This is a genomic window from Allobosea sp. CCNWLY174 (assembly GCF_037120455.1).
Classification (GTDB): Bacteria; Pseudomonadota; Alphaproteobacteria; order Rhizobiales; family Beijerinckiaceae; genus Allobosea; species Allobosea lupini.
Map to the genome: position 1 here is coordinate 57596 of NZ_JBBBBQ010000006.1, position 21922 is coordinate 79517.

General features: G+C 67.5%; 23 protein-coding genes. 10 read left to right on the top strand and 13 right to left on the bottom strand.

From position 1 onward, the window contains the following. Window positions 1-70 precede the first annotated feature (70 nt). Window positions 71-1009 (bottom strand): aldo/keto reductase, encoded by a 939-nt coding sequence (locus V7S63_RS18095; RefSeq protein WP_336531210.1) that lies wholly within the window; start codon window positions 1007-1009, stop codon window positions 71-73. A 172-nt stretch (window positions 1010-1181) separates the two neighbouring features. Here V7S63_RS18095 and V7S63_RS18100 point away from each other — a divergent pair, with 172 nt between their 5' ends. Continuing rightward, the gene (locus V7S63_RS18100) at window positions 1182-2096 is read left to right on the top strand and encodes a hypothetical protein (protein ID WP_336531211.1); all 915 of its coding nucleotides are present in this window, start codon (window positions 1182-1184) and stop codon (window positions 2094-2096) included. Window positions 2097-2136: 40 nt separating this feature from the next. Beyond that, window positions 2137-2577: a peptidoglycan-binding domain-containing protein gene (locus V7S63_RS18105; protein WP_091835256.1), complete on the top strand. Its 441-nt coding sequence runs from the start codon at window positions 2137-2139 to the stop codon at window positions 2575-2577. Between the two features lie 43 nt (window positions 2578-2620). Here V7S63_RS18105 and typA read toward each other — a convergent pair whose 3' ends face one another. The 3 genes from typA to V7S63_RS18120 all read right to left on the bottom strand — a co-directional run bounded on the left by typA (window position 2621) and on the right by V7S63_RS18120 (window position 6281). Continuing rightward, the gene (gene typA, locus V7S63_RS18110; RefSeq protein WP_091835259.1) at window positions 2621-4444 is read right to left on the bottom strand and encodes a translational GTPase TypA; all 1824 of its coding nucleotides are present in this window, start codon (window positions 4442-4444) and stop codon (window positions 2621-2623) included. 136 nt (window positions 4445-4580) lie between these two features. Then, window positions 4581-4913 (bottom strand): hypothetical protein, encoded by a 333-nt coding sequence (locus tag V7S63_RS18115; RefSeq protein ID WP_336531212.1) that lies wholly within the window; start codon window positions 4911-4913, stop codon window positions 4581-4583. Between the two features lie 72 nt (window positions 4914-4985). Next, window positions 4986-6281: a TAXI family TRAP transporter solute-binding subunit gene (locus V7S63_RS18120; RefSeq protein ID WP_336531213.1), complete on the bottom strand. Its 1296-nt coding sequence runs from the start codon at window positions 6279-6281 to the stop codon at window positions 4986-4988. Window positions 6282-6369: 88 nt separating this feature from the next. Here V7S63_RS18120 and V7S63_RS18125 point away from each other — a divergent pair, with 88 nt between their 5' ends. The 3 genes from V7S63_RS18125 (at window position 6370) to V7S63_RS18135 (ending at window position 9115) form a co-directional block, all read left to right on the top strand. After that, window positions 6370-7068 carry a phosphoribosylanthranilate isomerase gene (locus V7S63_RS18125; protein WP_091835275.1) on the top strand — a complete coding sequence of 233 codons (699 nt, stop codon included), beginning with the start codon at window positions 6370-6372 and terminating at the stop codon, window positions 7066-7068. After that, window positions 7065-8282, top strand: coding sequence for a tryptophan synthase subunit beta (gene trpB / locus V7S63_RS18130; protein WP_100959865.1), 1218 nt, complete (start codon window positions 7065-7067; stop codon window positions 8280-8282). Before V7S63_RS18125 ends, trpB begins: the two co-directional genes overlap by 4 nt. Window positions 8283-8377: 95 nt before the next feature. Beyond that, window positions 8378-9115 carry an SIMPL domain-containing protein gene (locus tag V7S63_RS18135; RefSeq protein ID WP_336531214.1) on the top strand — a complete coding sequence of 246 codons (738 nt, stop codon included), beginning with the start codon at window positions 8378-8380 and terminating at the stop codon, window positions 9113-9115. A gap of 3 nt (window positions 9116-9118) precedes the next feature. Here V7S63_RS18135 and V7S63_RS18140 read toward each other — a convergent pair whose 3' ends face one another. Then, a complete protein-coding gene (locus tag V7S63_RS18140) occupies window positions 9119-9967 on the bottom strand; it encodes an aldo/keto reductase (protein ID WP_336531215.1) in 849 nt (282 codons plus the stop codon). Window positions 9968-10075: 108 nt separating this feature from the next. Between V7S63_RS18140 and V7S63_RS18145 the strand changes: the two genes are divergently transcribed. Further along, window positions 10076-10909, top strand: coding sequence for an alpha/beta hydrolase family protein (locus V7S63_RS18145; protein WP_336531216.1), 834 nt, complete (start codon window positions 10076-10078; stop codon window positions 10907-10909). 5 nt (window positions 10910-10914) lie between these two features. On the opposite strand, the gene V7S63_RS18150 is transcribed toward V7S63_RS18145, so the two are convergent. The 5 genes from V7S63_RS18150 to V7S63_RS18170 all read right to left on the bottom strand — a co-directional run bounded on the left by V7S63_RS18150 (window position 10915) and on the right by V7S63_RS18170 (window position 14983). Continuing rightward, entirely contained in the window at window positions 10915-11328 is a 414-nt protein-coding gene (locus V7S63_RS18150) for a hypothetical protein (protein WP_336531217.1), read from the bottom strand. Window positions 11329-11349: 21 nt separating this feature from the next. Beyond that, window positions 11350-12672, bottom strand: coding sequence for a bifunctional folylpolyglutamate synthase/dihydrofolate synthase (locus V7S63_RS18155; RefSeq protein ID WP_100959855.1), 1323 nt, complete (start codon window positions 12670-12672; stop codon window positions 11350-11352). A 34-nt stretch (window positions 12673-12706) separates the two neighbouring features. Next, on the bottom strand, window positions 12707-13603 hold the full coding sequence (gene accD / locus V7S63_RS18160) for an acetyl-CoA carboxylase, carboxyltransferase subunit beta (protein WP_091835293.1): 897 nt from the start codon (window positions 13601-13603) through the stop codon (window positions 12707-12709). Between the two features lie 89 nt (window positions 13604-13692). Beyond that, a complete protein-coding gene (gene trpA / locus V7S63_RS18165) occupies window positions 13693-14538 on the bottom strand; it encodes a tryptophan synthase subunit alpha (protein WP_336531218.1) in 846 nt (281 codons plus the stop codon). Between the two features lie 58 nt (window positions 14539-14596). Next, entirely contained in the window at window positions 14597-14983 is a 387-nt protein-coding gene (locus V7S63_RS18170) for a DUF488 domain-containing protein (RefSeq protein ID WP_336531219.1), read from the bottom strand. An 86-nt stretch (window positions 14984-15069) separates the two neighbouring features. On the opposite strand from V7S63_RS18170, the gene V7S63_RS18175 reads away from it, so the two are divergent. Next, a complete protein-coding gene (locus V7S63_RS18175) occupies window positions 15070-15315 on the top strand; it encodes a type II toxin-antitoxin system Phd/YefM family antitoxin (RefSeq protein WP_091835302.1) in 246 nt (81 codons plus the stop codon). Next, a complete protein-coding gene (locus tag V7S63_RS18180; RefSeq protein ID WP_091835305.1) occupies window positions 15315-15767 on the top strand; it encodes a PIN domain-containing protein in 453 nt (150 codons plus the stop codon). Before V7S63_RS18175 ends, V7S63_RS18180 begins: the two co-directional genes overlap by 1 nt. A 6-nt stretch (window positions 15768-15773) precedes the next feature. On the opposite strand, the gene V7S63_RS18185 is transcribed toward V7S63_RS18180, so the two are convergent. Further along, complete coding sequence (locus V7S63_RS18185) at window positions 15774-16709, bottom strand: acetamidase/formamidase family protein (RefSeq protein WP_336531220.1); 936 nt, start codon at window positions 16707-16709, stop codon at window positions 15774-15776. Window positions 16710-16726: 17 nt separating this feature from the next. Continuing rightward, the gene (locus V7S63_RS18190) at window positions 16727-17821 is read right to left on the bottom strand and encodes a DMT family transporter (protein WP_336531221.1); all 1095 of its coding nucleotides are present in this window, start codon (window positions 17819-17821) and stop codon (window positions 16727-16729) included. A 257-nt stretch (window positions 17822-18078) separates the two neighbouring features. Here V7S63_RS18190 and V7S63_RS18195 point away from each other — a divergent pair, with 257 nt between their 5' ends. Then, entirely contained in the window at window positions 18079-19173 is a 1095-nt protein-coding gene (locus V7S63_RS18195; RefSeq protein ID WP_336531222.1) for an AbrB family transcriptional regulator, read from the top strand. Window positions 19174-19179: 6 nt separating this feature from the next. On the opposite strand, the gene V7S63_RS18200 is transcribed toward V7S63_RS18195, so the two are convergent. After that, window positions 19180-19980 (bottom strand): WecB/TagA/CpsF family glycosyltransferase, encoded by an 801-nt coding sequence (locus tag V7S63_RS18200; RefSeq protein WP_336531223.1) that lies wholly within the window; start codon window positions 19978-19980, stop codon window positions 19180-19182. A 357-nt stretch (window positions 19981-20337) separates the two neighbouring features. Here V7S63_RS18200 and V7S63_RS18205 point away from each other — a divergent pair, with 357 nt between their 5' ends. Next, a complete protein-coding gene (locus tag V7S63_RS18205; RefSeq protein WP_336531224.1) occupies window positions 20338-21792 on the top strand; it encodes an undecaprenyl-phosphate glucose phosphotransferase in 1455 nt (484 codons plus the stop codon). Window positions 21793-21922 lie beyond the last annotated feature (130 nt).

Below are 21922 nucleotides of genomic sequence, written 5' to 3' on the forward strand. Positions count from 1 at the left end.
GGGACAGGGAGACAGCCTAAACGCTTTCGCCTGGCGGTTGGGCTTCTTTGAGGCGCTCTCGCGGCCGATTTCAGCGCGTGATCGCGTCGATCTCGGCGAGCTCCTCCGGAGTCAGCGCCCAGTCCGCCGCCTTGACGTTGGCCGCGACCTGTTCCGGCTTCGTCGCGCCGGCGATGACGCTGGACACGACCGGCTGGGCGGCGAGCCAGGAGAAGGCGAGCTCGAGCAGGGTCTTGCCACGTGCGTCGCAGAAGGCGGCGAGCTTTTCGGTCCGCTGCCAGTTCGCCTCGGTCAGCACCTCGCCGGCGCGCTGCGCCTCGCGGGTCATGCGCGCGCCTTCCGGCATCGGGGCGTTCCGCTGATACTTGCCGGTGAGCAGGCCGTTGGCGAGCGGGAAATAGGGCAGCAGCCCCATGCCGAAATGGCTGATGGCCGGGATCAGCTCCTTCTCGGCGCCGCGAACGAGCAGGCTGTATTCGTCCTGCGCCGAGGCGAAGCCTTCGAGGCCGAGCGTCCTGGCCGTCCAATGCGCGTCGGCAACCTGCCAGGACGGCAGGTTCGAGCAGCCGATATAGCGGATCTTGCCCTGGCGGATCAGGTCGTCGAGGGCACGCAGCGTCTCCTCGATCGGGGTCAGCGGATCGGGCCGGTGCAGCTGGTAGAGGTCGATCCAGTCGGTCCGCAGCCGCTTCAGCGAAGCCTCGACCGCCTCGATGATGTAACGGCGCGAGCCGCCCTTCTTCACGCCCGCTTCGTCCATGTTCATGCCGAACTTGCTGGCGAGCACGATGTCCTTGCGGCGGGCGCCGAGCAATTCGCCGAGCGCAAGCTCCGAGCCGCCGCGATTGCCGTAGATATCGGCGGTATCGAACAGGGTGATGCCGTGCTCGATCGCGGCGTCGACGACCTTGCGCGCCGCCTCCAGGTCGATCCGGCCGCCGAAATTATTGCAGCCGAGGCCGACGAGCGAGACGCGCAGGCCGGAGCGGCCGAGATTGCGGAACTGCATGGCGATGATCCTCCTTCGGTCGCGGGCACCCGACCAGAGCGGCGCGATGACGGCAAGCGCAGCGGACGCAGGGCGGCTGCGCCCCGGCCGAGGGACATCCGCCGAATGAAGGATGTGGCCGTTGCAGCGGGCGGACTAGCCTGGTCGCCGGCGGGCAGGAAAAGGCGGCGCGATGCCAAGTCCCTTCAGCACGAAAGGGTGCGATGCGAATGGGCGCTGGAGCCGCCCCCCCGATGGCTTCTCCTATCTCTGGCCGGCGCAGAATGCCTACCAGTTCGTGCCGGTCGGCCAGTCGCGCGCGCTCTCGCTCAAGACCGACCACAGGCCGTGGACCCTCACGGCGGTCGATCTGACGATGTCCGGCGGCATCGACGTCCGCCTGAACGCTCGAAAGACCATAATCGGTCCGTTCCAGACCTATGCGCTGGAGCCGGGAATGAAGTACCCGCTCGACCTTACCGGCAATGCCGAGGCGGCTCTCGCCCTCGTGATGTCGACCCCGGGCGAGGCCGATAAGCCCTTGCTGTATGCGCACGCGGGCGGGACCCTGACGGTGCATTATGCGGTGAACGTCATCCTTCGCGACTGCTCGCAGACGCTGGAGCAGTACTCGCGCTCCGAGCTTCTGACCCTGCTGCGCGAGGTCGAGACGAGCTACGCCCAGGCCAACATCCGGCTGGTGCGCGTCGGGCCGATCCACCTTCTCGAGCTCAAGACGACGTCGCTCGGCCCGCAGATCATCACCGACAGTCGTCACGGCGACCTGATACGCGATCACATCAAGGCTTCGGGGCGCGGCCACCTGAAGAACCTTGTCTATAGCTGGGATTTCGAATCGGAGCCGAAGCCGCCGAACGCCGCCAATCTGTCGTCAGGACTGACCGAGTTCGGCGGTAACGTCTGCTTCATCGACTGGGGCAACCGCAGCATGGTGACCGCCCACGAGCTCGGTCATGCGCTGCGCCTGATCGACCGTCCGCGCGGCGACATCACGATCATGCAGCCACAGCGCTCGAGCGCCCCGTTCATCCCCTTCGACTATGCGCAGATAGAGGTGCTGCGCATGGTCGCGAAGCAGGTCGCGTGACGATGCAAGCCTGTTTCGCAGACGACGGAAGGAATCGGCAATGACATTGCGGTCGTTCATCTTCGCCGGCCAGAAGCGGCTCGAGGCCTGCCTGCGCGACGATGCGAGTCATGTCGCGCGCGGAGCCGGCGGCGAGCATGTCTGCTTGATCCAGACCGCGCTGGTCCATCTCGACGGCGCCGACATCGATCCGGCCGAGCTCAATCGTGGCTTCTATGGGCCGTCCACGGCACGCGCCGTGCTGGCCTTCAAGACGCGCCGCGATATCGTCAACCGCAGTTACCAGAAGCGCGCCGACGACGTCGTTGGCAAGATGACGATCGCTGCTCTCGACGCCGAGATGCTGGCGAGCCAGAAACCGGCGCCACGGGCCCATCGGAAGGCGCACGGGCCGGCGCGGACGAGCGCCTTGTCCGCCGAGGCGTCCGTGCGGCGCGCCCTCGACCAGATGCTTGCGAGCGCGCTGGCGAAGCTGCGCTGATCGCTGAAACGGCTCTCGACCGAGATATCGGCCGCGGCCAGGCTCAGGCGACCTCGGCCTTCTGCTTCTGCGAGCGCTTGCGCTCGTTCGGATCGAGGATGCCCTTGCGCAGGCGGATCGACTTCGGGGTGACCTCGACCAGCTCGTCGTCGTCGATCCAGGCGAGCGAGCGCTCCAGCGTCATCCGGATCGGCGGCGTCAGGCGCACCGCCTCGTCCTTCGACGTCGTGCGGATGTTGGTGAGCTTCTTGCCCTTGAGCACGTTCACCTCGAGATCGTTCTCGCGGGTGTGCTCGCCGACGATCATGCCCTGATAGACCTTCCAGCCGGGCTCGATCATCATCGGGCCGCGGTCTTCGAGGTTCCAGAGCGCGTAGGCGACGGCCTCGCCGGTCTCCATCGCGATCAGCACGCCGTTGCGGCGCCCGCCGATCTCGCCCTTATAGGGCAGGTAGTCGTGGAACAGCCGGTTCATGATCGCGGTGCCGCGCGTATCGGTCAGCAGTTCGCCCTGATAGCCGATCAGGCCGCGGGTCGGGGCGTGGAAGACGAGGCGCAGGCGATTGCCGCCGGAGGGGCGCATCTCCAGCATATCGGCCTTGCGCTCGGACATCTTCTGCACGACGACGCCGGAATGCTCCTCGTCGACGTCGATCACGACCTCCTCGATCGGCTCCAGCAGCTGGCCGGCCTCGTCGCGCTTCAGCACGACGCGCGGACGCGAGACGCCGAGCTCGAAGCCCTCGCGACGCATGGTCTCGATCAGGATGGCGAGCTGCAATTCGCCGCGGCCGGAGACTATGTAGCTGTCCTTGTCGGAGGCTTCCTCGATCTTCAGCGCGACATTGCCCTCGGCCTCCTTGAACAGGCGGTCGCGGATGACGCGGGTGGTGACCTTGTCGCCTTCCGTGCCCGCGAGCGGCGAATCGTTGACCATGAAGGTCATCGACACGGTCGGCGGGTCGATCGGCTGGGCCTTGATCGGGGTGTCGACCGACGGGTCGCAAAAGGTGTCGGCGACCGAGCCCTTCACCAGCCCGGCGATCGAGACGATGTCGCCCGGGATCGCTTCCTCGATCGGGGTGCGCTCGAGCCCGCGGAAGGCCAGAATCTTGGTGATGCGGCCGGTCTCGACCAGCGAGCCGTCGCCCGAGAGAACCTTGATGGTCTGGTTCGGCTTGGCCGTGCCCGAGACGACGCGGCCGGTGATGATGCGGCCGAGATAGGGATTGGCCTCGAGCAGCGTGCCGATCATGCGGAACGGCCCCTCCTCGATGCGCGGCTCAGGCACGTGCTTCAGGATCAGGTCGTACATCGGCGCCAGGCCCTGGTCCTGCGGACCTTCCGGCGAGGGCGCCATCCAGCCCTGCTTGCCTGAACCGTAGAGGATCGGGAAGTCGAGCTGCTCGTCGGTGGCGTCGAGCGCGGCGAAGAGGTCGAAGACCTCGTTGATCACCTCGGTGACGCGCGCGTCGGGCTTGTCGACCTTGTTGATCGCGACGATCGGGCGAAGGCCGAGCTTCAGTGCCTTCGAGACCACGAACTTGGTCTGCGGCATCGGGCCCTCGGCAGCGTCGACCAGCACGATCGCGCTGTCGACCATGTTGAGGATGCGCTCGACCTCGCCGCCGAAATCGGCGTGGCCGGGGGTGTCGACGATGTTAATGCGCGTATCCTTCCAGACCACCGAGGTGGCCTTGGCCAGGATGGTGATGCCGCGCTCCTTTTCGAGATCGTTCGAGTCCATCACCCGCTCGGCGACGCGCTGGTTCTCGCGGAAGGCGCCGGACTGCTGCAGCAGCTTGTCGACCAGCGTGGTCTTGCCGTGGTCGACGTGGGCGATGATGGCGATGTTGCGCATGGACATGCGAGAAGCGGCCTTGGTTCAAGACCGCGAGCCGGCAGGGAAAACCCGGCCGGCGCAGCCTGTGTGTTGCGTGAATCTGGAATTCGTTGCGCTGCACATAAACGCTTGACGCCGTTTGGGCAACCGCAACCGACGCTTACTTCCGGCAGGCGTAGGGCATGAAGGTCGAGGACACCCCGGCGTTCATGCCCGCCATCACCATGACATTGGCGAAGTTGAGCTCCTCGGCGCTGCGCGGGCAGACATCGGGCGGGTTCTGGCAACCGGAAGCGATGAAGGCCTCGTTGCCGGCGACGAACTCGGGCCCGAGCCCCTTCCTGCCGATGCGCTTCAGCGCCTCGTCATAGGCGCTGCGCCAGCGCTCGCATTTCACCTGCGGCCAGTTTTCGGGCGCCTGAGCCCGGAGCGGCACGGCAGCGGATAGCGCCAGCAGCGTCCCGAGGGCGAGCGAGGCAAAGGCGGAGGTCATGAGGAGGTCTCGAAGCTGTCGGTACGACCGTGCCACCCGCTTGAACGCGCTTTGCGGCAGGAATAAAGCGGGTCACTCGGCTGCCGCTTCGGCCAAGACGATGCGCCGCTCGGTCGCCGCGCGGCCGAGCTGGTCCATGGCGAAGCGATAGGCGCCGATCCCGCCGGAATCGATGTCGCCGCGCGCATAATTCTCGAGCACGCCGGCAAGGATGGCGTCGGCTTCGCGCTCCAGCGCCGCCAGGTCCCGCTCGTCCTCGGCCGTCCGCATCGCCGCGAGCAGGACGACGAGACGGCTGAGGTCCGCCATTGCCCGCTTGCGGCGCGACGCGCTCTCGACGCCGAGCAGGCCGGCCGCGCCGGAGCCGAGCACGGAGAGCACCATCACGCCGAGATAGAACCAGTCGCCATAGCGCTCGAAGAAGGTCTCCTGCTCGCCGTCGATGAAGGCGGCAGCGCCGGTATGCACCGCGAGCGGCGCGTCCTTGTCGGTCTCCGGCGTCTCCAGCCCCTGGATCGCCGGCAGGTCGGCGGCGAGCGTGACGCGCAGCGACAGAATCGCGCCGACGAGTTCACCGACCCTGGCGTCGTCGAGGGATTGCGCCGCCATCAGGCGCGAGGTGATCGAGATGCTCGGCAGGTTTTCGGCCGGCACTGGCGGATCACCACCGAGCGCGCCGCGGACGATCTCGCCGCTCTCGATGGCACGGTTGCGGGCGGCGAGCGCATCGGCCTCGCGGATCGGGATGATGGTCGGGCTCTCGCCGAAGGCCCGGTGCAGGCGCGCGCCGACTTCGGTGACGACGCGGGCATTCAGCACGTTGACGGCGAAGAGCACGTCGATATGGCCATCGGCGATAGCGGCGGAGACGTCCTCGGGCCCGAGCGGGACGATCGTCACCGCCTCCGGCGAGACCTCGTACTGCGACAGCACGAGCTTCAGCAGGTCGAGATTGCCTGATGGCGCCCGCACCACGCCGATGCGCTTGCCGCGCAGTCCGGAGATGCGGTCGGTACCGAGATGCTTGGAGCCGATGAAGAAAGGAAAGGAGCGGCGGGTGATCAGCGCCGTATCGGCCTTGGCCGGCAGCGCGACATCGGGGCGGACGATGGCGAGATCGACCTGGCCGGCGTCGATCTTCAAGGCGCTCTCGGCCGAGCCCTCGGTCAGGACGAGCCGCAGGCGCACCGGCTTCTTCTCGCGGCTGAGGCCCTGGACGAGGGCCGCGGCGAGCCTGGCATCGTCGGAGCCGAGCGGGCCGACCGCGAGCTTCAGCGTCCGGGGCTGGGTCCACATGTAGACGCCGAGCGCAACGAGACCGGCCATCAGCAGGAGCGCCGCCAGACCTGCAAAGAAACGCCGCCCCATTCGTCGTCCGCTCTCGCCCCCATGCTTCGCTTTCGACCGGCATCATGTCACGAGTGCGGCGGGAAGGGCTATGTGCTAGAGCGCTCGAATGACACATGGCGACGCCTTTCCGATCAAGATCTGCGGCCTCTCGACTCCGGAGACGCTGGAGGCGGCGCTTGCCGCCGGCGCTGACATGATCGGCCTCAATTTCCACCCGAAGAGCCCGCGATACGTCACGCCGCAGCGCGCCGCCGAACTCGCTGACCAGGCCCGCGGCCGGACCGGGATCGTCGCGCTGGTCGTCGACTACACGCCGGAGCAGGCGGCCGAGCTGGTGCGGATCGTGCGGCCGGACTGGATGCAATTGCACGGCAAGGAGACGCCGGAGCAGGTCGCCGCGATCAAGGCCGCGACCGGCCTGCCGGTGATGAAGGCGCTCGGTGTCGCCACGGCTGCCGATCTCGACCAGGTCGCGCTGTATCATGGCGTCGCCGACGCCATCCTGCTCGATGCCAAGCCGCCCAAGGATGCCGCCTATCCCGGCGGCCATGGGAAGCCCTTCGACTGGAATCTAGTCGCCGGGCTCGACCCGGCTCTCGCCTTCATGTTATCGGGCGGCCTCGACCCGGCCAATGTGTCGCAGGCCATCGGCGTCGTCCGACCTGCGGGCGTCGACGTATCATCGGGGGTCGAGCGCGCTCCGGGTGTCAAGGATATCGGGCGAATCTCGGAATTCGTCAGGGCGGCCCGAGCGGCGGCCAAGGCTTTGAATGACGACCAGTTGAAGAAGGCAGGCCAGGCATGAACGCGCCGCACGCACGCAACAGCTTCCGGAACGGCCCGGACGAGAACGGCCGCTTCGGCCAGTTCGGCGGCCGCTTCGTCGCCGAGACGCTGATGCCGCTGATCCTCGAGCTGGAGCAGGCCTACAACGCCGCCAAGATCGATCCCGCCTACCAGGCAGAGATGGCGAGCGGGCTGAAGCACTATGTCGGCCGGCCCTCGCCGCTCTATCTCGCCGAGCGGCTCACCGACCATTTCGGCGGCGCCAAGGTCTACCTGAAGCGCGAGGAGCTGAACCACACCGGCTCGCACAAGGTGAACAATGTGCTCGGCCAGATCCTGCTCGCCCGGCGCATGGGCAAGAAGCGGATCATTGCCGAAACCGGCGCCGGCCAGCATGGCGTCGCCACCGCGACGCTCTGCGCCCGCTATGGCCTCGAATGCATCGTCTACATGGGCGCGGTCGACGTCGCCCGGCAGGCCCCGAACGTCTTCCGCATGCAGATGCTGGGCGCGACGGTGGTACCGGTCGAATCCGGCACCAAGACGCTGAAGGACGCGATGAACGAGGCGCTGCGCGACTGGGTGACCAATGTCGGCACGACCTTCTACTGCATCGGCACGGTCGCAGGCCCGCACCCCTATCCGGCGATGGTGCGCGACTTCCAGTCGATCATCGGCAAGGAGACGCGCGAGCAGATGCTGGAAGCGGAAGGCCGCCTGCCGGATTCGCTCGTCGCCTGCATCGGCGGCGGCTCGAATGCGATGGGGCTGTTCCATCCCTTCCTCGACGACACGAGCGTCGAGATCTACGGCGTCGAGGCCGCCGGCCACGGCATCCCCTCCGGGCTGCATGCGGCCTCGCTGACCGGCGGGCGGCCGGGCGTGCTGCACGGCAACCGGACCTATCTCCTGATGAACGAGGACGGGCAGATCAACGACGCCCACTCGATCTCGGCCGGGCTCGACTATCCCGGCATCGGCCCCGAGCATTCCTGGCTGCACGATATCGGCCGCGCCACCTATCTCTCGGCGACGGACGAGGAGGCGCTCGAGGCTTTCCAGCTGATCTCGAAGCTCGAAGGCATCATCCCGGCGCTGGAATCGGCGCATGCGCTCGCCCGTGTCGCCGAGCTCGCTCCGAAGAAGCCCAAGGACCATCTGATGGTCGTCAACCTCTCCGGCCGCGGCGACAAGGACATCCCGCAGGTCGCGGAGATTCTGGCGGCGCGATGAGCGTGTCGTCCTGATGCTGCCCCAATAGGTTGCGCATGGTCGCCCGGCAGGAGTGGTCTCCGCTTCTGCGGACTATTCCTCAGCGAAGGACGACCATGTCGAAGACCAAGAAGGCCCTGCTCATCGCCGCGCTCGCGGCGTTTTCCGCTCCCGTGCACGCCCAGACCGCTGGGCCGCTCGCGCCGGCGGAAGGCATCGTGATCCAGACCACCGGCGAAGTCAGGGTGAAGCCCGATCTCGCCACCGTCCATGCCGGCGTGGTCAGCGAGGGCAAGACCGCGGCCGAAGCGCTGTCGAAGAACACCCCGGCGCTGGCCAGGCTGATCGAGGCGGTGAAGGCCGCCGGCGTCGCCCAGGGCGATCTTTCGACCTCGCAGATCGCGCTGACGCCGCGGATGACGCAGCCCTCCGCCTCCTCCTCGCCGCAGGCGCGCGCGCCGAAGATCGACGGCTACGAGGCGCGCACCGGCATCACCGTGATCGTGCGCGACCTCGCCAAGGCCGGCCCGCTGATCGATGCGCTGGTTGCCGCCGGCGCCAACGACATGTCAGGCATCAGCTTCGGCCTCGCCGACGAGGACAAGGCCAAGGACCAGGCCCGCGACAAGGCGGCCGAAGCGGCGCGCACCCGGGCCGAGATCTATGCCAAGCGCCTTGGCGTGAAAGTGGGCGAGCTCGTCTCGATCGTCGAGGCGGAAGCCGAGCCGCCGGTACGGCCGATGGGCGATACACGCGCCTATCGCATGGCCGCCGGTGCCGCGCCTGTCCAGGTCGAGCCGGGCGAGGTCACCGTCAGCGCCGCGTTGCGCACGGTCTGGCGCATCGAGAAGTAAAGATTACAGCATCGGCAGCCCGCGCGGTTTCGGGCCGCGCGGGAACGCTGCGTCGAGCCGGGCGACGTCCTCGGCACTGAGTTCAAGCTTCAGCGCGCCGGCATTGTCCTGCGCATGGCTTGGTTTGGCCGCTTTCGGGATTGCGAAGACGCCGGAGTTGCGCGTCAGGAAGGCGAGCGCGACCTGGCGCGGGCTCGCGCCGTGGGCCGCGGCGATCTCAGCCAGCACCTTGCCTTGCGCCGAGCCCACTTGCGGAAAATCATCCTGCCCGAACGGGCTGTAGGCGGTGACCGCGACGCCGTTGCGCTCGCACCAGGGCATCATCGCGTGTTCGATCGCCCGTTCGCGCAGGTGGTAGAGCACCTGGTTGCAGGCGATCCTGCCGGGGCCGACGACGCGCAGCGCCTCCTCGAGATCGGCGACGTCGAAATTGCTGACGCCCCAGGACAGGATATTGCCCTCGGCGCGAAGCTCCTCGAACGCGGCAAAAGTCTCGGCCAGCGGATAGGAGCCGCGCCAGTGCAGGAGATAGCAGTCGAGCCGGTCGGTCCGCAGCCGGCGCAGCGACTGCTCGCAGGCCTTGCGCGTGCCGGCCTTCGAGGCGTTATGAGGCAGCACCTTCGAGACCAGGAAGACCTCGTCGCGCCGGCCGACGAGCGCTTCGCCGGTGATCTCCTCGGCAAGGCCATCGCCATACATCTCGGCCGTGTCGATATGGGAGAGGCCGAGATCGAGCCCGCTCCGCAGCGCCGCAATCGCCTCGCTTCGCGGGGCGCGCTCGATGTTCCAAGTGCCCTGGCCGATCCGCGAGACCGCCGGACCGCCCTTGCCGAACGTTTGCTGTGCCGTCATGCGCGCGATCCTAGCGGCGCTGCGCGGACAAGGCCATGGCGGCGAGCGCCTTGCCGTCGCGCGAGCAAGCTGCGATCCAATAGGCAGGTCGCGGCTGGGGAGCTGGTCATGCGCAGGATCATTGCAGCGCTGGCTTTGGCTGGGCTGGCCGCCATGCTAGCCGTTACCTCGGCGGCGGCTGAAACGGTCGAGGCCCTGCAGGCGCGCATCGACGACCGGCAGATCGCGGTCTACCTCCACAAGCCAGACGGATCCGGTCCCTTCCCCGTCCTGGTGCTGTCGCATGGCAGCCCACGCGATGCGGCGGGACGGGCGGAGTTCGGCAAGGGCACGCTCGCCGCGGTCGCCCGCCATTTCACGGCGCGCGGCGTCATGGTCGCGGTGCCGATCCGGCGCGGCTACGGCACGGAAGGCGGCGCCTGGGCCGAGGGCTACGGCGCCTGCGATCGGGCCGAGTTCCATCGCGCCGGTTTGACCAGCGCCCGCGACATCCGCGCGGCGCTCGATGCAGTGCTGTCCCGGCCGGATGCCGATCAGCGCCGCGTCGTGCTGATGGGAGTGTCAGCCGGTGGCTGGGGCTCGCTCGCGGCTGCCTCGCAACCCGTCCCCGGCCTGCTCGGCGTCGTCAATTTCGCGGGGGGACGCGGCTCGCTGAAGGCCGGCGAGGTCTGCTCGCCTGATGCGCTGGTCTCGGCCGCTGGCCGCTATGGCAGCGGCTCACGCGTGCCGCAGCTCTGGCTCTACAGCAGCAATGACCGCTTCTTCGGACCGGAGATTGCCGGCCGGCTCCATCGCGCCTTCCAGGAGGCAGGAGGCCGGGCGGAGTTCGTCGCAGCGCCGCCCTTCGGCGAGGACGGGCATCGCTACATCCGTGCGATCGACCAATGGCGCGGCAAGGTCGACGGCTTCCTGGCGACGATCGGCTTCACCGGCCGCCGCTGACGGCCTCAGCGCACCTCGACCTCATAGCGGCCATGGCGGATCTCGCCGTCGGAATAGCGCACCCGCACCTCGAAGCTGTCGCGGCCGCGATAATCGGGAGCGGAGGTGTATTCGAAGGCAAGCGCCTTGCCGACCTTGCCGTCGCAATGCTGGTAGGCCCCGGGACCGTAGACCGCCGTAGCCTTGCGCGTCAGCATCCGGACGCTGCCATGCTGCGGTTTCTGTGTCAGCACGGCGGTCGGCCGCTTCACCTGCCGGCAGCGCTTGTCCATGGTCATATAGGTCTGCTGCATGAAGGTCGGCTCGCCGGGGGCCGCGCGGTCGATGCCGTCGCCACTCCTGTCGCTCGCGGTGACGCAGCCGCCGAGCACCCCGCAGAGCAGGATCAGCCCGAGCGTCGTCAATTCGGAGATCGGCATGGCGCTTCTCGTGCGGTCTGATCAAACCGGCGGCGTGCCGTTGGCCGCGAGCACCTCGCCGGCGAGGTAGAGCGAACCGCAGATCAGGATGCGCGGCGGGGCCGGCCAGGTCCGTGACGCGATCTCCCGCAACGCCTGCTCCACCGAGCCGGCGATCTCGGCCTTCAGGCCCGCCTCGCGTGCCAGCGTCGCGACCTCCTCGGCCGTGCGGGCCGCGAGCTGGTTCTGCATGGAGACGGCGAACAACATCTGCGCCAGTCCCTTGAAATGGCCGAGCGTGGCGCGCGCATCCTTGGTCGCGAGCAGGCCGGCGATCATCACGAGCGGCGCCGGGTTCTTCTCCTCGAGATCGGCCATCGCCTGGGCGAGCACGCGCCCGCCATCGGGGTTGTGGCCGCCATCGAGCCAGAGCTCGGCGCCGGCGGGAGCGAGCTCGGCGAGCTTGCCGCGCGCCAGCCTCTGCAGGCGGGCCGGCCATTCGGCCTCGGTCATGCCGCGCTCGAAGGCGGAGGCCGGCAGGCCGCCATAGCCGGCAGCGCGCAGGGCGGCGATCGCCGTGCCGGCATTGGTGTGCTGATGGCGGCCGGCGAGGCGCGGCAAGGGCAGGTCGAGCAGGCCGTCGGCGTCCTCATAGACCAGCCGGCCGCCATCCTCGTGGACGTTGAAGTCCTGCAGGCCGACCAGCAGCTTCGAGGCGCCGACGCGCTCGGCCGCCGCTTCAAGCACGGCGGTCGGCTCCGGCTCCTGCGGTGCGATAACCGCCGGCGCACCGCGCTTGAAGATGCCGGCCTTCTCGCCGGCGATCTTGGTGACGGTGTCGCCGAGATATTCGGAATGGTCGAGCGAGACCGGCGTCACCACCGTGCAGGCCGGGTGGTCGATCACATTGGTCGCATCGAAGCGACCGCCGAGCCCAACCTCGAGCAGCACGACATCGGCCTTGTGCTCGGAGAAGAGCAGGAAGGCGGCGGCGTTGGTGATCTCGAAGAAGGTTATGGGATCGCCGGCATTGGCCTTCTCGCAGCGCTCCAGCGCATCGACCAGGAGCGCCTCGTCGACGAAACGCCCTCCGCCGGGGCGGCCGAGCCGGATGCGCTCGTGGAAGCGCACCAGATGCGGCGAGGTGTAGACATGGACGCAGAGGCCGGCCGCTTCGAGGATCGCCCGCATGAAGGCGATGGTCGAACCCTTGCCGTTGGTTCCGGCGACATGGATCACCGGCGGCAGCTTCTTCTGCGGATCGCCCAGCCGCTCGAGCAGGCGCAGGATGCGCCCGAGCGACAGGTCGATCAGCTTGGGATGCAGCGCGAGGAAGCGCGCCAGCAAGAGGTCGGATGTGCTCATGCGGACACCGGCCTCCCGGCCGGGGTGGAGGCGATCAGGCAGCGGCGGGCTGCGGCTCGGGTTCAGGGGCATTCACGGCCGGCAGCGGCTGCTTGGTGAAAAAGCGGCCGAGCCGCGCCAGCGTCGCCGGGATGTCGTGACGGTGGACGACCATGTCGACCATGCCGTGCTCCTTCAGATATTCGGCGCGCTGGAAGCCGTCGGGCAGCTTCTCGCGGATCGTCTGCTCGATCACGCGCGGTCCGGCGAAGCCGATCAGCGCGCCCGGCTCGGCGATGTGGACGTCGCCCAGCATGGCGTAGGACGCTGTGATGCCGCCGGTCGTCGGGTCCGTGAGCACCACGAAATAGGGCAGTTTTGCTGCCTTGAGGCGCCGCACGGCCACGGTCGTGCGCGGCATCTGCATCAGCGACAGGATACCTTCCTGCATGCGCATGCCGCCGCCGCAGGCGAACACGACCAGAGGCGTTTTCTTCTCCAGCGCCGTCTCGGCCGCCTTGATGAAGGCCTCGCCGGCGGACATGCCGAGCGAGCCGGCCATGAAGTGGAAGTCCTGGACCGCTACCGTCATCGGCAGGCCTTTGACGCGGCCATAGCCGACCTTGATGGAGTCCGTCGCGCCGGTCTTGGTGCGGGCGTCCTTGATCCGGTCGGTATAACGCTTCTCGTCGCGGAATTTCAGCGGATCGGCCACGGTCTCGGGGAGGGCGACGTCGATCCACTTGCCCTCGTCGAAGGTCAGCCGCAGCCGGTCCTGCGCGGTGACGCGCATATGGTGGTCGGAGCCCGGGATGACGAAGCCGTTGGCCTCGACATCCTTGTGGAAGACCATTTGCCCGGAATCCGGGCACTTGATCCAGAGATTCTCCGGGGTCTCGCGCTTGAACAGCGTCTTGATGCGCGGACGGACGACTTCGGAAATCCAGTTCATCGGATCATCCTTGAATGATGCTGGAGCCGGATCCGATGAGATCGCGTCGAAGCGACCGGTGAATCCGTCTCTCTTTCCAGTCTGGCGACTCAGGCCGCCTTGGCGACCGAGCGGATGCCGGCCGCGAGCTCGGCGACCAGCGAGGTGACAGCCGAAACCGTCTTTTCCGTGGCCTTGCCGTCGGAGTCGAGCGAGAGCCGGACGCGGTCGACCAGGGCCGAGCCGACGACGACGCCGTCGGCACCCCTGGCGATCGCGATCGCATCCTCCGGCGTCTTGACGCCGAAGCCGACCGCGACCGGCAGCGTCGTGTGCTGCTTGATCCGGGCGACAGCCGCGCCGACCGCGTCGTAGTTCGCGATCGCGCCGCCGGTCACGCCGGTCATCGAGACATAGTAGACGAAGCCGGAGGTGTTCTGCAGCACGCGCGGCAGGCGCTTGTCGTCGGTGGTCGGCGTCGCCAGGCGGATGAAGCTGACGCCAGCGGCCAGTGCCGGCAGGCAGAGCTCATCGTCTTCCTCGGGCGGCAGGTCGACGACGATCAGCCCGTCGATCCCGGCGGCGCGGGCATCCTTGAGGAAGGCCTCGACGCCATAGGCCCAGATCGGGTTGTAGTAGCCCATCAGCACGATCGGCGTGTCGTGTCCGGCCTTGCGGAAGGCCGTGACCATGGCGAGCGTCTTGTGCAGGGTCTGCCCGGCCTTGAGCGCGCGCTGGCCGGCGAGCTGGACCGGCACGCCGTCGGCCATCGGGTCGGTGAAGGGCACGCCGAGCTCGATGATGTCGGCGCCGGCCGCCGGCAAGGCGTTCAGGATCGCGCTGCCGGTGTCGAAATCGGGATCGCCAGCGGTGACATAGGTCACCAGCGCGGCGCGGCCCGCCGCGGCGCAGGCGGCAAAGCGGGCTTGGATGCGGGCTTGTCCAGTCTCGGTCATGCCGGAGCGGTTAGCATGGCCGCGCTCGGCTGGCGAGAGGGCGCGGCTGCTCGGAGGATCAGGCGAAGCTGGCGCTCCGTTCGGTCAGCAGCGCCCGCAGCACCGAGCGATGGCAATGCGCCTCGTTCTCGCAATAGCAGCCGACCGAGAAGTCGCTGCCATGCGACAGGGTCGCCAGCAGGTCGAGCGCCTGGCGCGGCGCCGGCTCGGCCATCTCCACCTTGAAGGCACGGGTGAAGCCGGCCCAGTCCTTCTGGTTCTCTGCCGCCTTGGCCTGCGCCATCAACTCGGGCGTCGGCGACAGCAGCGGGAACCAGACGTCGAACCAGTTCTCGCTGGCATAACGCTCCTTCGGCACGCCGCGCGGCACGCGCCGGACCGTGCCGATGCGCGTGCCCTCGCCGGGATCGCGCCTGCTGCCGAGACGGACGATGCGGACGCTCATTGGTCTGTCCTTCAGCTCGATCGCGCTTGCATTCCCGCCGCGCGCTATCCATAAAGGTAGTGACATCACTACATCGGGAGGCCGTCATGGTGAAGACGGTTTCGGCTGCGCAGGCCAACCGCGAATTCTCCAAGCTGATGAAGCTCGCCGAGAGCGGCGAGCGCGTCGTCGTGACCTCGCGCGGCCAGCCGAAGGTGCAGATCACCCGCGTCGAGGAGCCCGACGCCGAAAAGGCGCGGCGGCGCGAGGCGTTCGACAGGTTGACGACCTGGCTGAACAGCCGGCCGGTCCAGAATTTTCCGAAGCTGACGCGCGACGACTTCTACGACTGATGCTCGTCGCGTTCGACACGAATGTCCTGATCTGTGCGGGCCGCTTCAACGATGAGGAGCGGGCGGCCAAGGCGAATGCAATCCGCGACGCTTTGCCGCCGGAGCAGTCGGTCATTCCCACGCAAGTTATCGGCGAATTCTACCATGCGATTGTCGGCAAGTTCCGGATCGACCGGCGGGAGGCGGCTCGTGCCTGCGAATGGCTGCGCCTCAGCGCCCATGTGCGGGCGGCGACCGAGAGGGATTTCACCGAAGCCCTGTCCCTTTCGGCCACCCATAACCTACAATTCTGGGATGCGCTCATCCTCGTCACCGCGGCGGAGGCCGGCTGCGCCCTGCTCTTGTCCGAAGACATGCAGGACGGGTTCGTCCATCGCGGCATGACGGTCGCCAATCCCTTCGCTGACCCACTGCATCCGCTCCTTGCGGATGCGCTGCGGCATTACGGCTGACCAGGACTACGCCACCAGGCTCTTCGGCAGCATGCAGTGGATGCCTTTGGAGCCGTTGACGGTCTGGGTCACCCGCAGGTCGGCGGCGAGGCTGCAGAGCATATAGGCCTCGTCCCGCGTCAGCTTCGTCCTGGAGGTGATCAGGTCGATCATCTCGCGCAGCGCATCTTTCGCGCAGATGTCGAGATCGGGGTCGATGCCCATGGTGATGTGGTGGCTCCTGGTCTCCGCGCGCGGCATCGCATGGGACAGATCCTCGCGCAGATGGAACTGGAAGGTGCCTTCCAGCGCCGTCTCGATCGCGGTGATGCAGACCTCGCCGTCGCCCTGCGCACCATGGCCGTCGCCGCAGGAGAACAGCGCGCCCTCGACGAAGACGGGCAGGTACAGCGTCGCGCCGGCGCCGAGCTCCTTGTTGTCGAGATTGCCGCCGAAGGCGCGCGGGATCAGCGAGGTCAACCGACCCCAATGCGCCGGCGGCGCCGTGCCCATCACCCCGAAAAACGGCGAAAGCGGCAGCTCCATGCCCCAGGGCAGGTTGGCGACGTTCCGCTCGCGGTCGAGATGGATATAGCGGAAGGCGTGATAATCGAACTCGTCCGGCAGCGTGCCGCCGAGCGGGCGGAACATGGTGTAGCCGAAATCGGTGCGCGGGCTGACGCTCCTGATCTGCACCTCCAGCACCTGGCCGGGTTTGGCGCCCCTCACCGCAATCGGGCCAGTGAGGATGTGGCCGGGCAGCATTCGCTCGGCCTTGTCATGGATCTCGTGGATTTCCGGCGGGATCGTCGCATTGCCCTCGGGCAGATGGGCGGGCCCGCCGGTGACGGTGCGGATGGTGACACTGTCGCCGCTCTCGATCTCGAGCACCGGCGTCAGCGCGGCGTCGAAATAGCCCCAATGGCAGGTGCCGAGGGAGGCATCGAGCTGATGATGCGTCATGGTCTATCCGTGAGTGGTCAAGGCGGGGCGGAGAGGTCGGAGCCGATGCGGCCGCGGGCATTGCGACGCATCGTGTAGAGCGTCGCGCCGATGACGATGGCGGCGCCGGCGAGCGTCGTCAGCGATGGCACCTCGGCGAAGAAGACGAAGCCGGTGAAGCCGGCCAGGATCAGGCGGCTGAAATCGAGCGGCGCGAGGGCGGCGGCCTCGCCGACCTGATAGGCCTTGGTGATCAACCATTGCCCGGCTGTGCCGAACAGGCTGAGCAGCACCAGCCAGAACCATTGCTCGGCCGTCGGCCAGACCCAAAGCGCCCAGGCCGGCCAGGCGAGCACGACCATCAGGACAAGACCCTGGTAGATCAGGATCGTCTCGGTGCGCTCGCTGGTGCCGAGGATACGCACGCTGACGGTAATGCCGGCCCCGAACAGCGCCCCGCCGACCGACAGCAACGCCCAGACGTTCAAGCCCTCGCTCGAGGGGTTGAGCATGATCAGCACGCCGACGAAGCCGAGGCCGGTCGCGATCCAGCGCGCCGCGTCGACGCGCTCCTTCAGGATCAGCACAGCCGCGACGGTGACGAACAGCACCTGGCTGAAGCTGATCGCGGTCGCCTGGGCCAGCGGGATGTGGACGAGGGCGCTGAAGCCGCACAGCATCGAGGCCAGTGTGATCAGGCCGCGAAATATCTGCAGGCCCGGCCGGTCGGTCTTGAAAGCCAGAGGCAGGCTGCGGCCGGCGATGACGAAGACCACCGCGCTCATGATGATCTGGCGGATCATCAACGTCTCGATCAGCGGGATCGCAGTGCCCAGATGTTTGAAGGCGCCGACCATCACCGCATAAACCAGGAGCGCGGTGATCATGTAGACGGTGCCGCGCAGATTGGGGCTCGCCCCGCGCCACCAGAGACGCGTGCGATTGCGGCGCGCAGCGAGCCAGCTCTCGCCGGATGGGGCGGACAGAGCCGGCGGTAACGGGAGCTGCGGCGGGCGGGATTCCGAAGGTTCCGGCCGACTGCCATCCTCTTCGACCGAGACAGGCAGCGCTTCGGCCAAGCCTATGCTTTCGCTGCCGCGGCCGGTCGTGTCCGAAAGGCGGTCTTCGCTCATCGTTGCCCCGAGCCGGGCGGACGACGCCGACGGCCTGTCAGATATCCTGCAGGACCCGACTGTCGCCGATTTTCCGCCCGTTCGTCAGTCACTTGCGGGCATGGCAGGGTTACCTGTCACGTTTGCCGCCACGTCCATTCGCTCCGCCACGGGGGCAGAGGCGACATGCCGACAACGCCCTGTCATCGCCATGCGGATGGCGTATAGCAGCGCCTTGGCTTCGCCACAGGCATGCGTCCGGGGAGGTGATCGGGGCAATGCGGGATCTGCTGCGGGATACGGTCGACGGCATTAGAGAATTGTCGTCGCGACGATTTCCCTGGCGTCGTTTCCTGTTCGCCCTCGCACTCGGCACGATCGGCGGCTGGCTCTTTGCCTATTACCGCCTGCCATTGCCCTGGATGCTGGGCTCGATGGTGTTCTGCACCATAGCCGCCATCGCCCGTGCACCGGTCGCGGCGCCACCGGTGATCCGCCCGCCCATGTCGGCGGTGATCGGCGTGATGCTGGGTTCCGGCTTCAAGCCGGAAATCGTCGCGCAGATGCCGAACTGGCTGCCGACGATCGGCGGCCTCGTGCTGTTCATGGCCGCCTGCGGCCTGTGCTGCGTCACTTACTTTCGCCGCGTCGCCGGCTACGACCCCGTGACCGCCTTCTTCTCCGGCATGCCCGGCGGCCTCGTCGAGATGGTGATCACCGGCGAGGAGAAGGGCGGCGATGCGCGCACCATCGCGCTGATCCATTCCGCCCGCATCCTCCTGGTGGTGATGACGCTGCCCTTCATCGTGCAATGGCTCGAAGGCGTCTCGCTCGGCATCAACCGCAACCAGGGCCCGTCCATGTTCCAGACGACGGCTTCGGGCTGGTTCTGGCTGGTCGCCAGCGCAATCGCCGGCGTGATGCTCGCCCATGCCTTGCGCATGCCTGCCAAGCAGTTGCTCGGGCCGATGCTGGTCTCGGCGATCGTGCACCTCGTCGGCTTCAGCGACTCCGTGCCGCCCTACGAGATCGTCAACGTCGCCCAGCTCATCCTCGGCGTCACCATCGGCTGCCGCTTCGTCGGCACGCCGCCGCAGGCGATCCTGCGCATCCTTATGATCTCGGTCGGCTCAACTGCGATCCTGGTGGCGCTGACGCTGGTCTTCGCCTTCGCCGTTGCGCATGTCTCCAGCTACAAGCCGGTGCCGCTGATCCTGGCCTATTCGCCGGGGGGGCTCGCCGAAATGAGCCTGATCGCACTGGCGCTGCACACCGAGGTCGCCTTCGTCGCGGCTCACCACATCATCCGGGTGTTCCTGGTGATGATCGGCGCCGGCCCATTCTTCGGTGTCATCGTCGGGAAGAAGGCTTAGGCGCCCTCAGGTGCCGTGCCGGGTCAGCTTCTGGCGCAGCACGCGCAGGAGGAAGGCGGGGTTGCCGACGACATAGCGCCGCCAAAGCCGGCGCGGCTCGAGCCAGAGGCGGTAGGTCCACTCGATCCTGAGGACACGGAAGGTTTCCGGCGCCCGCGCCACCTCGCCAGCGAGGAAGTCGAACAGCGCGCCGATGCCGGCTGCGACCGCGCAATGGCGGGCATCGATACGGTCTGCGATCCACTGCTCCTGCCGCGGATTGCCGAAGGCGACCAGCAGCAGGTCGGGCCGCTCATGCGCGAGCCGCGCCAGGAGCGCCGTTTCCTCGTCCGGTCCAAAAAAGCCGTGACTCAGCACGGAGAAGCGATGCTGCGGATAGTCCGTGCGCAGCCTCGCCGCCGCGCGCTCCGCAACGCCTGGCCGGCCGCCCAGCAGCATCACGCGCAGCCGCTGCTTGCGGGCGGCGAGGATGGTCGGCGTGAAGTCGGTGCCGTTGAGATTGGCGGGGAAGGGGGCGCCGTAGAGCAGGCGCGAGGCGATGTCGACGCCGATCCCGTCGGGCAGGATCAGGAAACCGGCGAGACGCTCGCGCAAAGCCGCATCGCGGGCGGCGATGTTGACGAGGTTAGCGTTGCAATAGGCCAGGTGGAGATGGCGGCCGCCGTCGAAGGCGTGCTCGATCAGCGCGAGCGCCTCGTCCCGCGTCATGGCCGCGACCGGGACGCCGGCGATGTCGCGGCGCGACGGTTCGGGCGGAGCGCCGAGGGCAGCCGGACGCTGCGAGGGTTTGAAGAGAACGACGTTCATCTCGATCGCTGCTGGCGCACGCATCGCCATTCTGACGGCGTAGACCTTTGTCTTCGTTGCGTTTCCAGCCAGGGTCAAGCGGAACCCCGCCATAGGATGAACGCAGCCTTTCCCCGATCTTGTAGCCGATCTTGCCGCCTCGTGGCGCGGTTGTCCCGGCGGTTGTTCCGTTATGATACGCCTTGTCGTCATGCCTCACTCGACATTGGCCGGATAAGCCCGATTCCGGCGCGTTTTCGCCGGAAACACCGCAATGCCGCTACGGCATCGCCCTTGCCACCTCGACCGGCAAGGCGGCCTCCGGCGCATCTCCTGTGCCGAATCCGGACCGCCGTGCGACCAAGCGAGCGCGGCATGATGAGTGTCAACGACCTGGACTATGAAGTCGCAACAGCAGCCGACCAGCGCGCCAATGCGCTGCGGCATTGGATCGGGTTGATCACCGCTCTGGTCGACGCGGCGACTGTCGCGACCGTGGTTGCCGGCACCTCGATCGTCTACCACTTCGCCGCCTATCGCCATCTCGGCAACGACAAGGTCACGGTCGAGCTCGCCTCGATGATCGCCGCGATCTTCGTCTTCACCAATATGATGCGCGGCCGCTACCGGCTGGAGAACTATCTCTCGACCAAGGGCCAGATCGCCTCGGCCTTCGCGGTCTGGAACCTGACGATGATCGCCTTCGTCGCCATCGTCTTCATGGCCAAGATCAACGACCAGTACTCGCGCGCAGTGGTGGTTGCCACCTATCTCGCCGGCGCCCCGCTGATCGCGCTCGCCCGCTCTGCGATCGTGCGCACCATCTCGATGGCCTCGAAGACCGGCCGCATCACCTCCGAGCGGGTCTTCCTGATCGGCCGCGAGAGCGAGGTGATGTCCTTCGTCTCGCGTCATCAGCCGTGGAACATCGGCTTCTCGATCGTCGACGTCGCCTTCCTGCGCAGCAATGATCCGCGCCGCATCAACGATCCTCAGGCGGCGCTCGCCGCCGACCTCGCCACCGCCTCGGCGCGCGCCCGCGACCTCAAGCCGGATGCCGTCTTCATCGCCCTGCCCTGGTCGGACCAGGAGACGATCGACGCCTGCATCGACGCCTTCATGAACCTGCCAGTCGCGATCCACCTGACGCCGGAACGCGTCATGGACCGTTTCGACAACCCCCATATCGTCCGGATCGGCTCGCTCGCCTCGCTCAGGCTGACGCGCCCGGCCCTGTCCTTCGCCCAGATCATGTTCAAGCGCGTCTTCGACGTCCTCGCCGCGAGTGCGATCCTGCTGGCCAGCCTGCCGGTGCTGCTCCTGATCGCGCTCGCGATCAAGCTCGACTCGAAGGGGCCGGTCCTGTTCCTGCAGCGCCGCTACGGCTTCAACCAGGAGCCCTTCCGGATCTTCAAGTTCCGCACGATGACCACGACCGACGATGGCGAGGTGGTGAAGCAGGCGACGCGCAACGATCCACGCATCACCAGGATCGGCGGTTTCCTGCGGCGCTACAATCTCGACGAGCTGCCGCAACTCCTGAACGTGATCGCCGGACAGATGTCGCTGGTCGGCCCGCGCCCGCATGCGCTCGCCCACGACCGCGAGTTCCAGCGCAAGATCGCGCTCTATGCCAGGCGCCACAACGTCAAGCCCGGCATCACCGGCTGGGCCCAGGTCAACGGCCTGCGCGGCGAGACGGACACCGACGACAAGATGGCCCGCCGCATCGCCTATGATCACTGGTACATCGACAACTGGTCGTTCTGGCTCGATATCGGCATCCTGCTGCGCACCGCGTTCAGCCCGCGCGCCTTCCGGAATGCGCGCTGAGCGCCAGGGCGCTTTCCGTTCGGCCGGATTCGGCCGAACGATAAGAATTCGCGCGACGACAAAGATGGTCTGACGCAACCCTCCCCCCGGACCATCGCGGCTTTGCGACGGCCGGCTTTGCGGTAGAGTT

Excerpts from the sequence above, each read along its gene's own strand:
- V7S63_RS18095 (WP_336531210.1), bottom strand. The coding sequence starts at position 1,009 with ATGCAGTTCCGCAATCTCGGCCGCTCCGGCCTGCGCGTCTCGCTCGTC.
- V7S63_RS18100 (WP_336531211.1), top strand. The coding sequence starts at position 1,182 with ATGCCAAGTCCCTTCAGCACGAAAGGGTGCGATGCGAATGGGCGCTGG.
- V7S63_RS18105 (WP_091835256.1), top strand. The coding sequence starts at position 2,137 with ATGACATTGCGGTCGTTCATCTTCGCCGGCCAGAAGCGGCTCGAGGCC.
- typA (WP_091835259.1), bottom strand. The coding sequence starts at position 4,444 with ATGTCCATGCGCAACATCGCCATCATCGCCCACGTCGACCACGGCAAG.
- V7S63_RS18115 (WP_336531212.1), bottom strand. The coding sequence starts at position 4,913 with ATGACCTCCGCCTTTGCCTCGCTCGCCCTCGGGACGCTGCTGGCGCTA.
- V7S63_RS18120 (WP_336531213.1), bottom strand. The coding sequence starts at position 6,281 with ATGGGGCGGCGTTTCTTTGCAGGTCTGGCGGCGCTCCTGCTGATGGCC.
- V7S63_RS18125 (WP_091835275.1), top strand. The coding sequence starts at position 6,370 with ATGACACATGGCGACGCCTTTCCGATCAAGATCTGCGGCCTCTCGACT.
- trpB (WP_100959865.1), top strand. The coding sequence starts at position 7,065 with ATGAACGCGCCGCACGCACGCAACAGCTTCCGGAACGGCCCGGACGAG.
- V7S63_RS18135 (WP_336531214.1), top strand. The coding sequence starts at position 8,378 with ATGTCGAAGACCAAGAAGGCCCTGCTCATCGCCGCGCTCGCGGCGTTT.
- V7S63_RS18140 (WP_336531215.1), bottom strand. The coding sequence starts at position 9,967 with ATGACGGCACAGCAAACGTTCGGCAAGGGCGGTCCGGCGGTCTCGCGG.
- V7S63_RS18145 (WP_336531216.1), top strand. The coding sequence starts at position 10,076 with ATGCGCAGGATCATTGCAGCGCTGGCTTTGGCTGGGCTGGCCGCCATG.
- V7S63_RS18150 (WP_336531217.1), bottom strand. The coding sequence starts at position 11,328 with ATGCCGATCTCCGAATTGACGACGCTCGGGCTGATCCTGCTCTGCGGG.
- V7S63_RS18155 (WP_100959855.1), bottom strand. The coding sequence starts at position 12,672 with ATGAGCACATCCGACCTCTTGCTGGCGCGCTTCCTCGCGCTGCATCCC.
- accD (WP_091835293.1), bottom strand. The coding sequence starts at position 13,603 with ATGAACTGGATTTCCGAAGTCGTCCGTCCGCGCATCAAGACGCTGTTC.
- trpA (WP_336531218.1), bottom strand. The coding sequence starts at position 14,538 with ATGACCGAGACTGGACAAGCCCGCATCCAAGCCCGCTTTGCCGCCTGC.
- V7S63_RS18170 (WP_336531219.1), bottom strand. The coding sequence starts at position 14,983 with ATGAGCGTCCGCATCGTCCGTCTCGGCAGCAGGCGCGATCCCGGCGAG.
- V7S63_RS18175 (WP_091835302.1), top strand. The coding sequence starts at position 15,070 with ATGGTGAAGACGGTTTCGGCTGCGCAGGCCAACCGCGAATTCTCCAAG.
- V7S63_RS18180 (WP_091835305.1), top strand. The coding sequence starts at position 15,315 with ATGCTCGTCGCGTTCGACACGAATGTCCTGATCTGTGCGGGCCGCTTC.
- V7S63_RS18185 (WP_336531220.1), bottom strand. The coding sequence starts at position 16,709 with ATGACGCATCATCAGCTCGATGCCTCCCTCGGCACCTGCCATTGGGGC.
- V7S63_RS18190 (WP_336531221.1), bottom strand. The coding sequence starts at position 17,821 with ATGAGCGAAGACCGCCTTTCGGACACGACCGGCCGCGGCAGCGAAAGC.
- V7S63_RS18195 (WP_336531222.1), top strand. The coding sequence starts at position 18,079 with ATGCGGGATCTGCTGCGGGATACGGTCGACGGCATTAGAGAATTGTCG.
- V7S63_RS18200 (WP_336531223.1), bottom strand. The coding sequence starts at position 19,980 with ATGAACGTCGTTCTCTTCAAACCCTCGCAGCGTCCGGCTGCCCTCGGC.
- V7S63_RS18205 (WP_336531224.1), top strand. The coding sequence starts at position 20,338 with ATGAGTGTCAACGACCTGGACTATGAAGTCGCAACAGCAGCCGACCAG.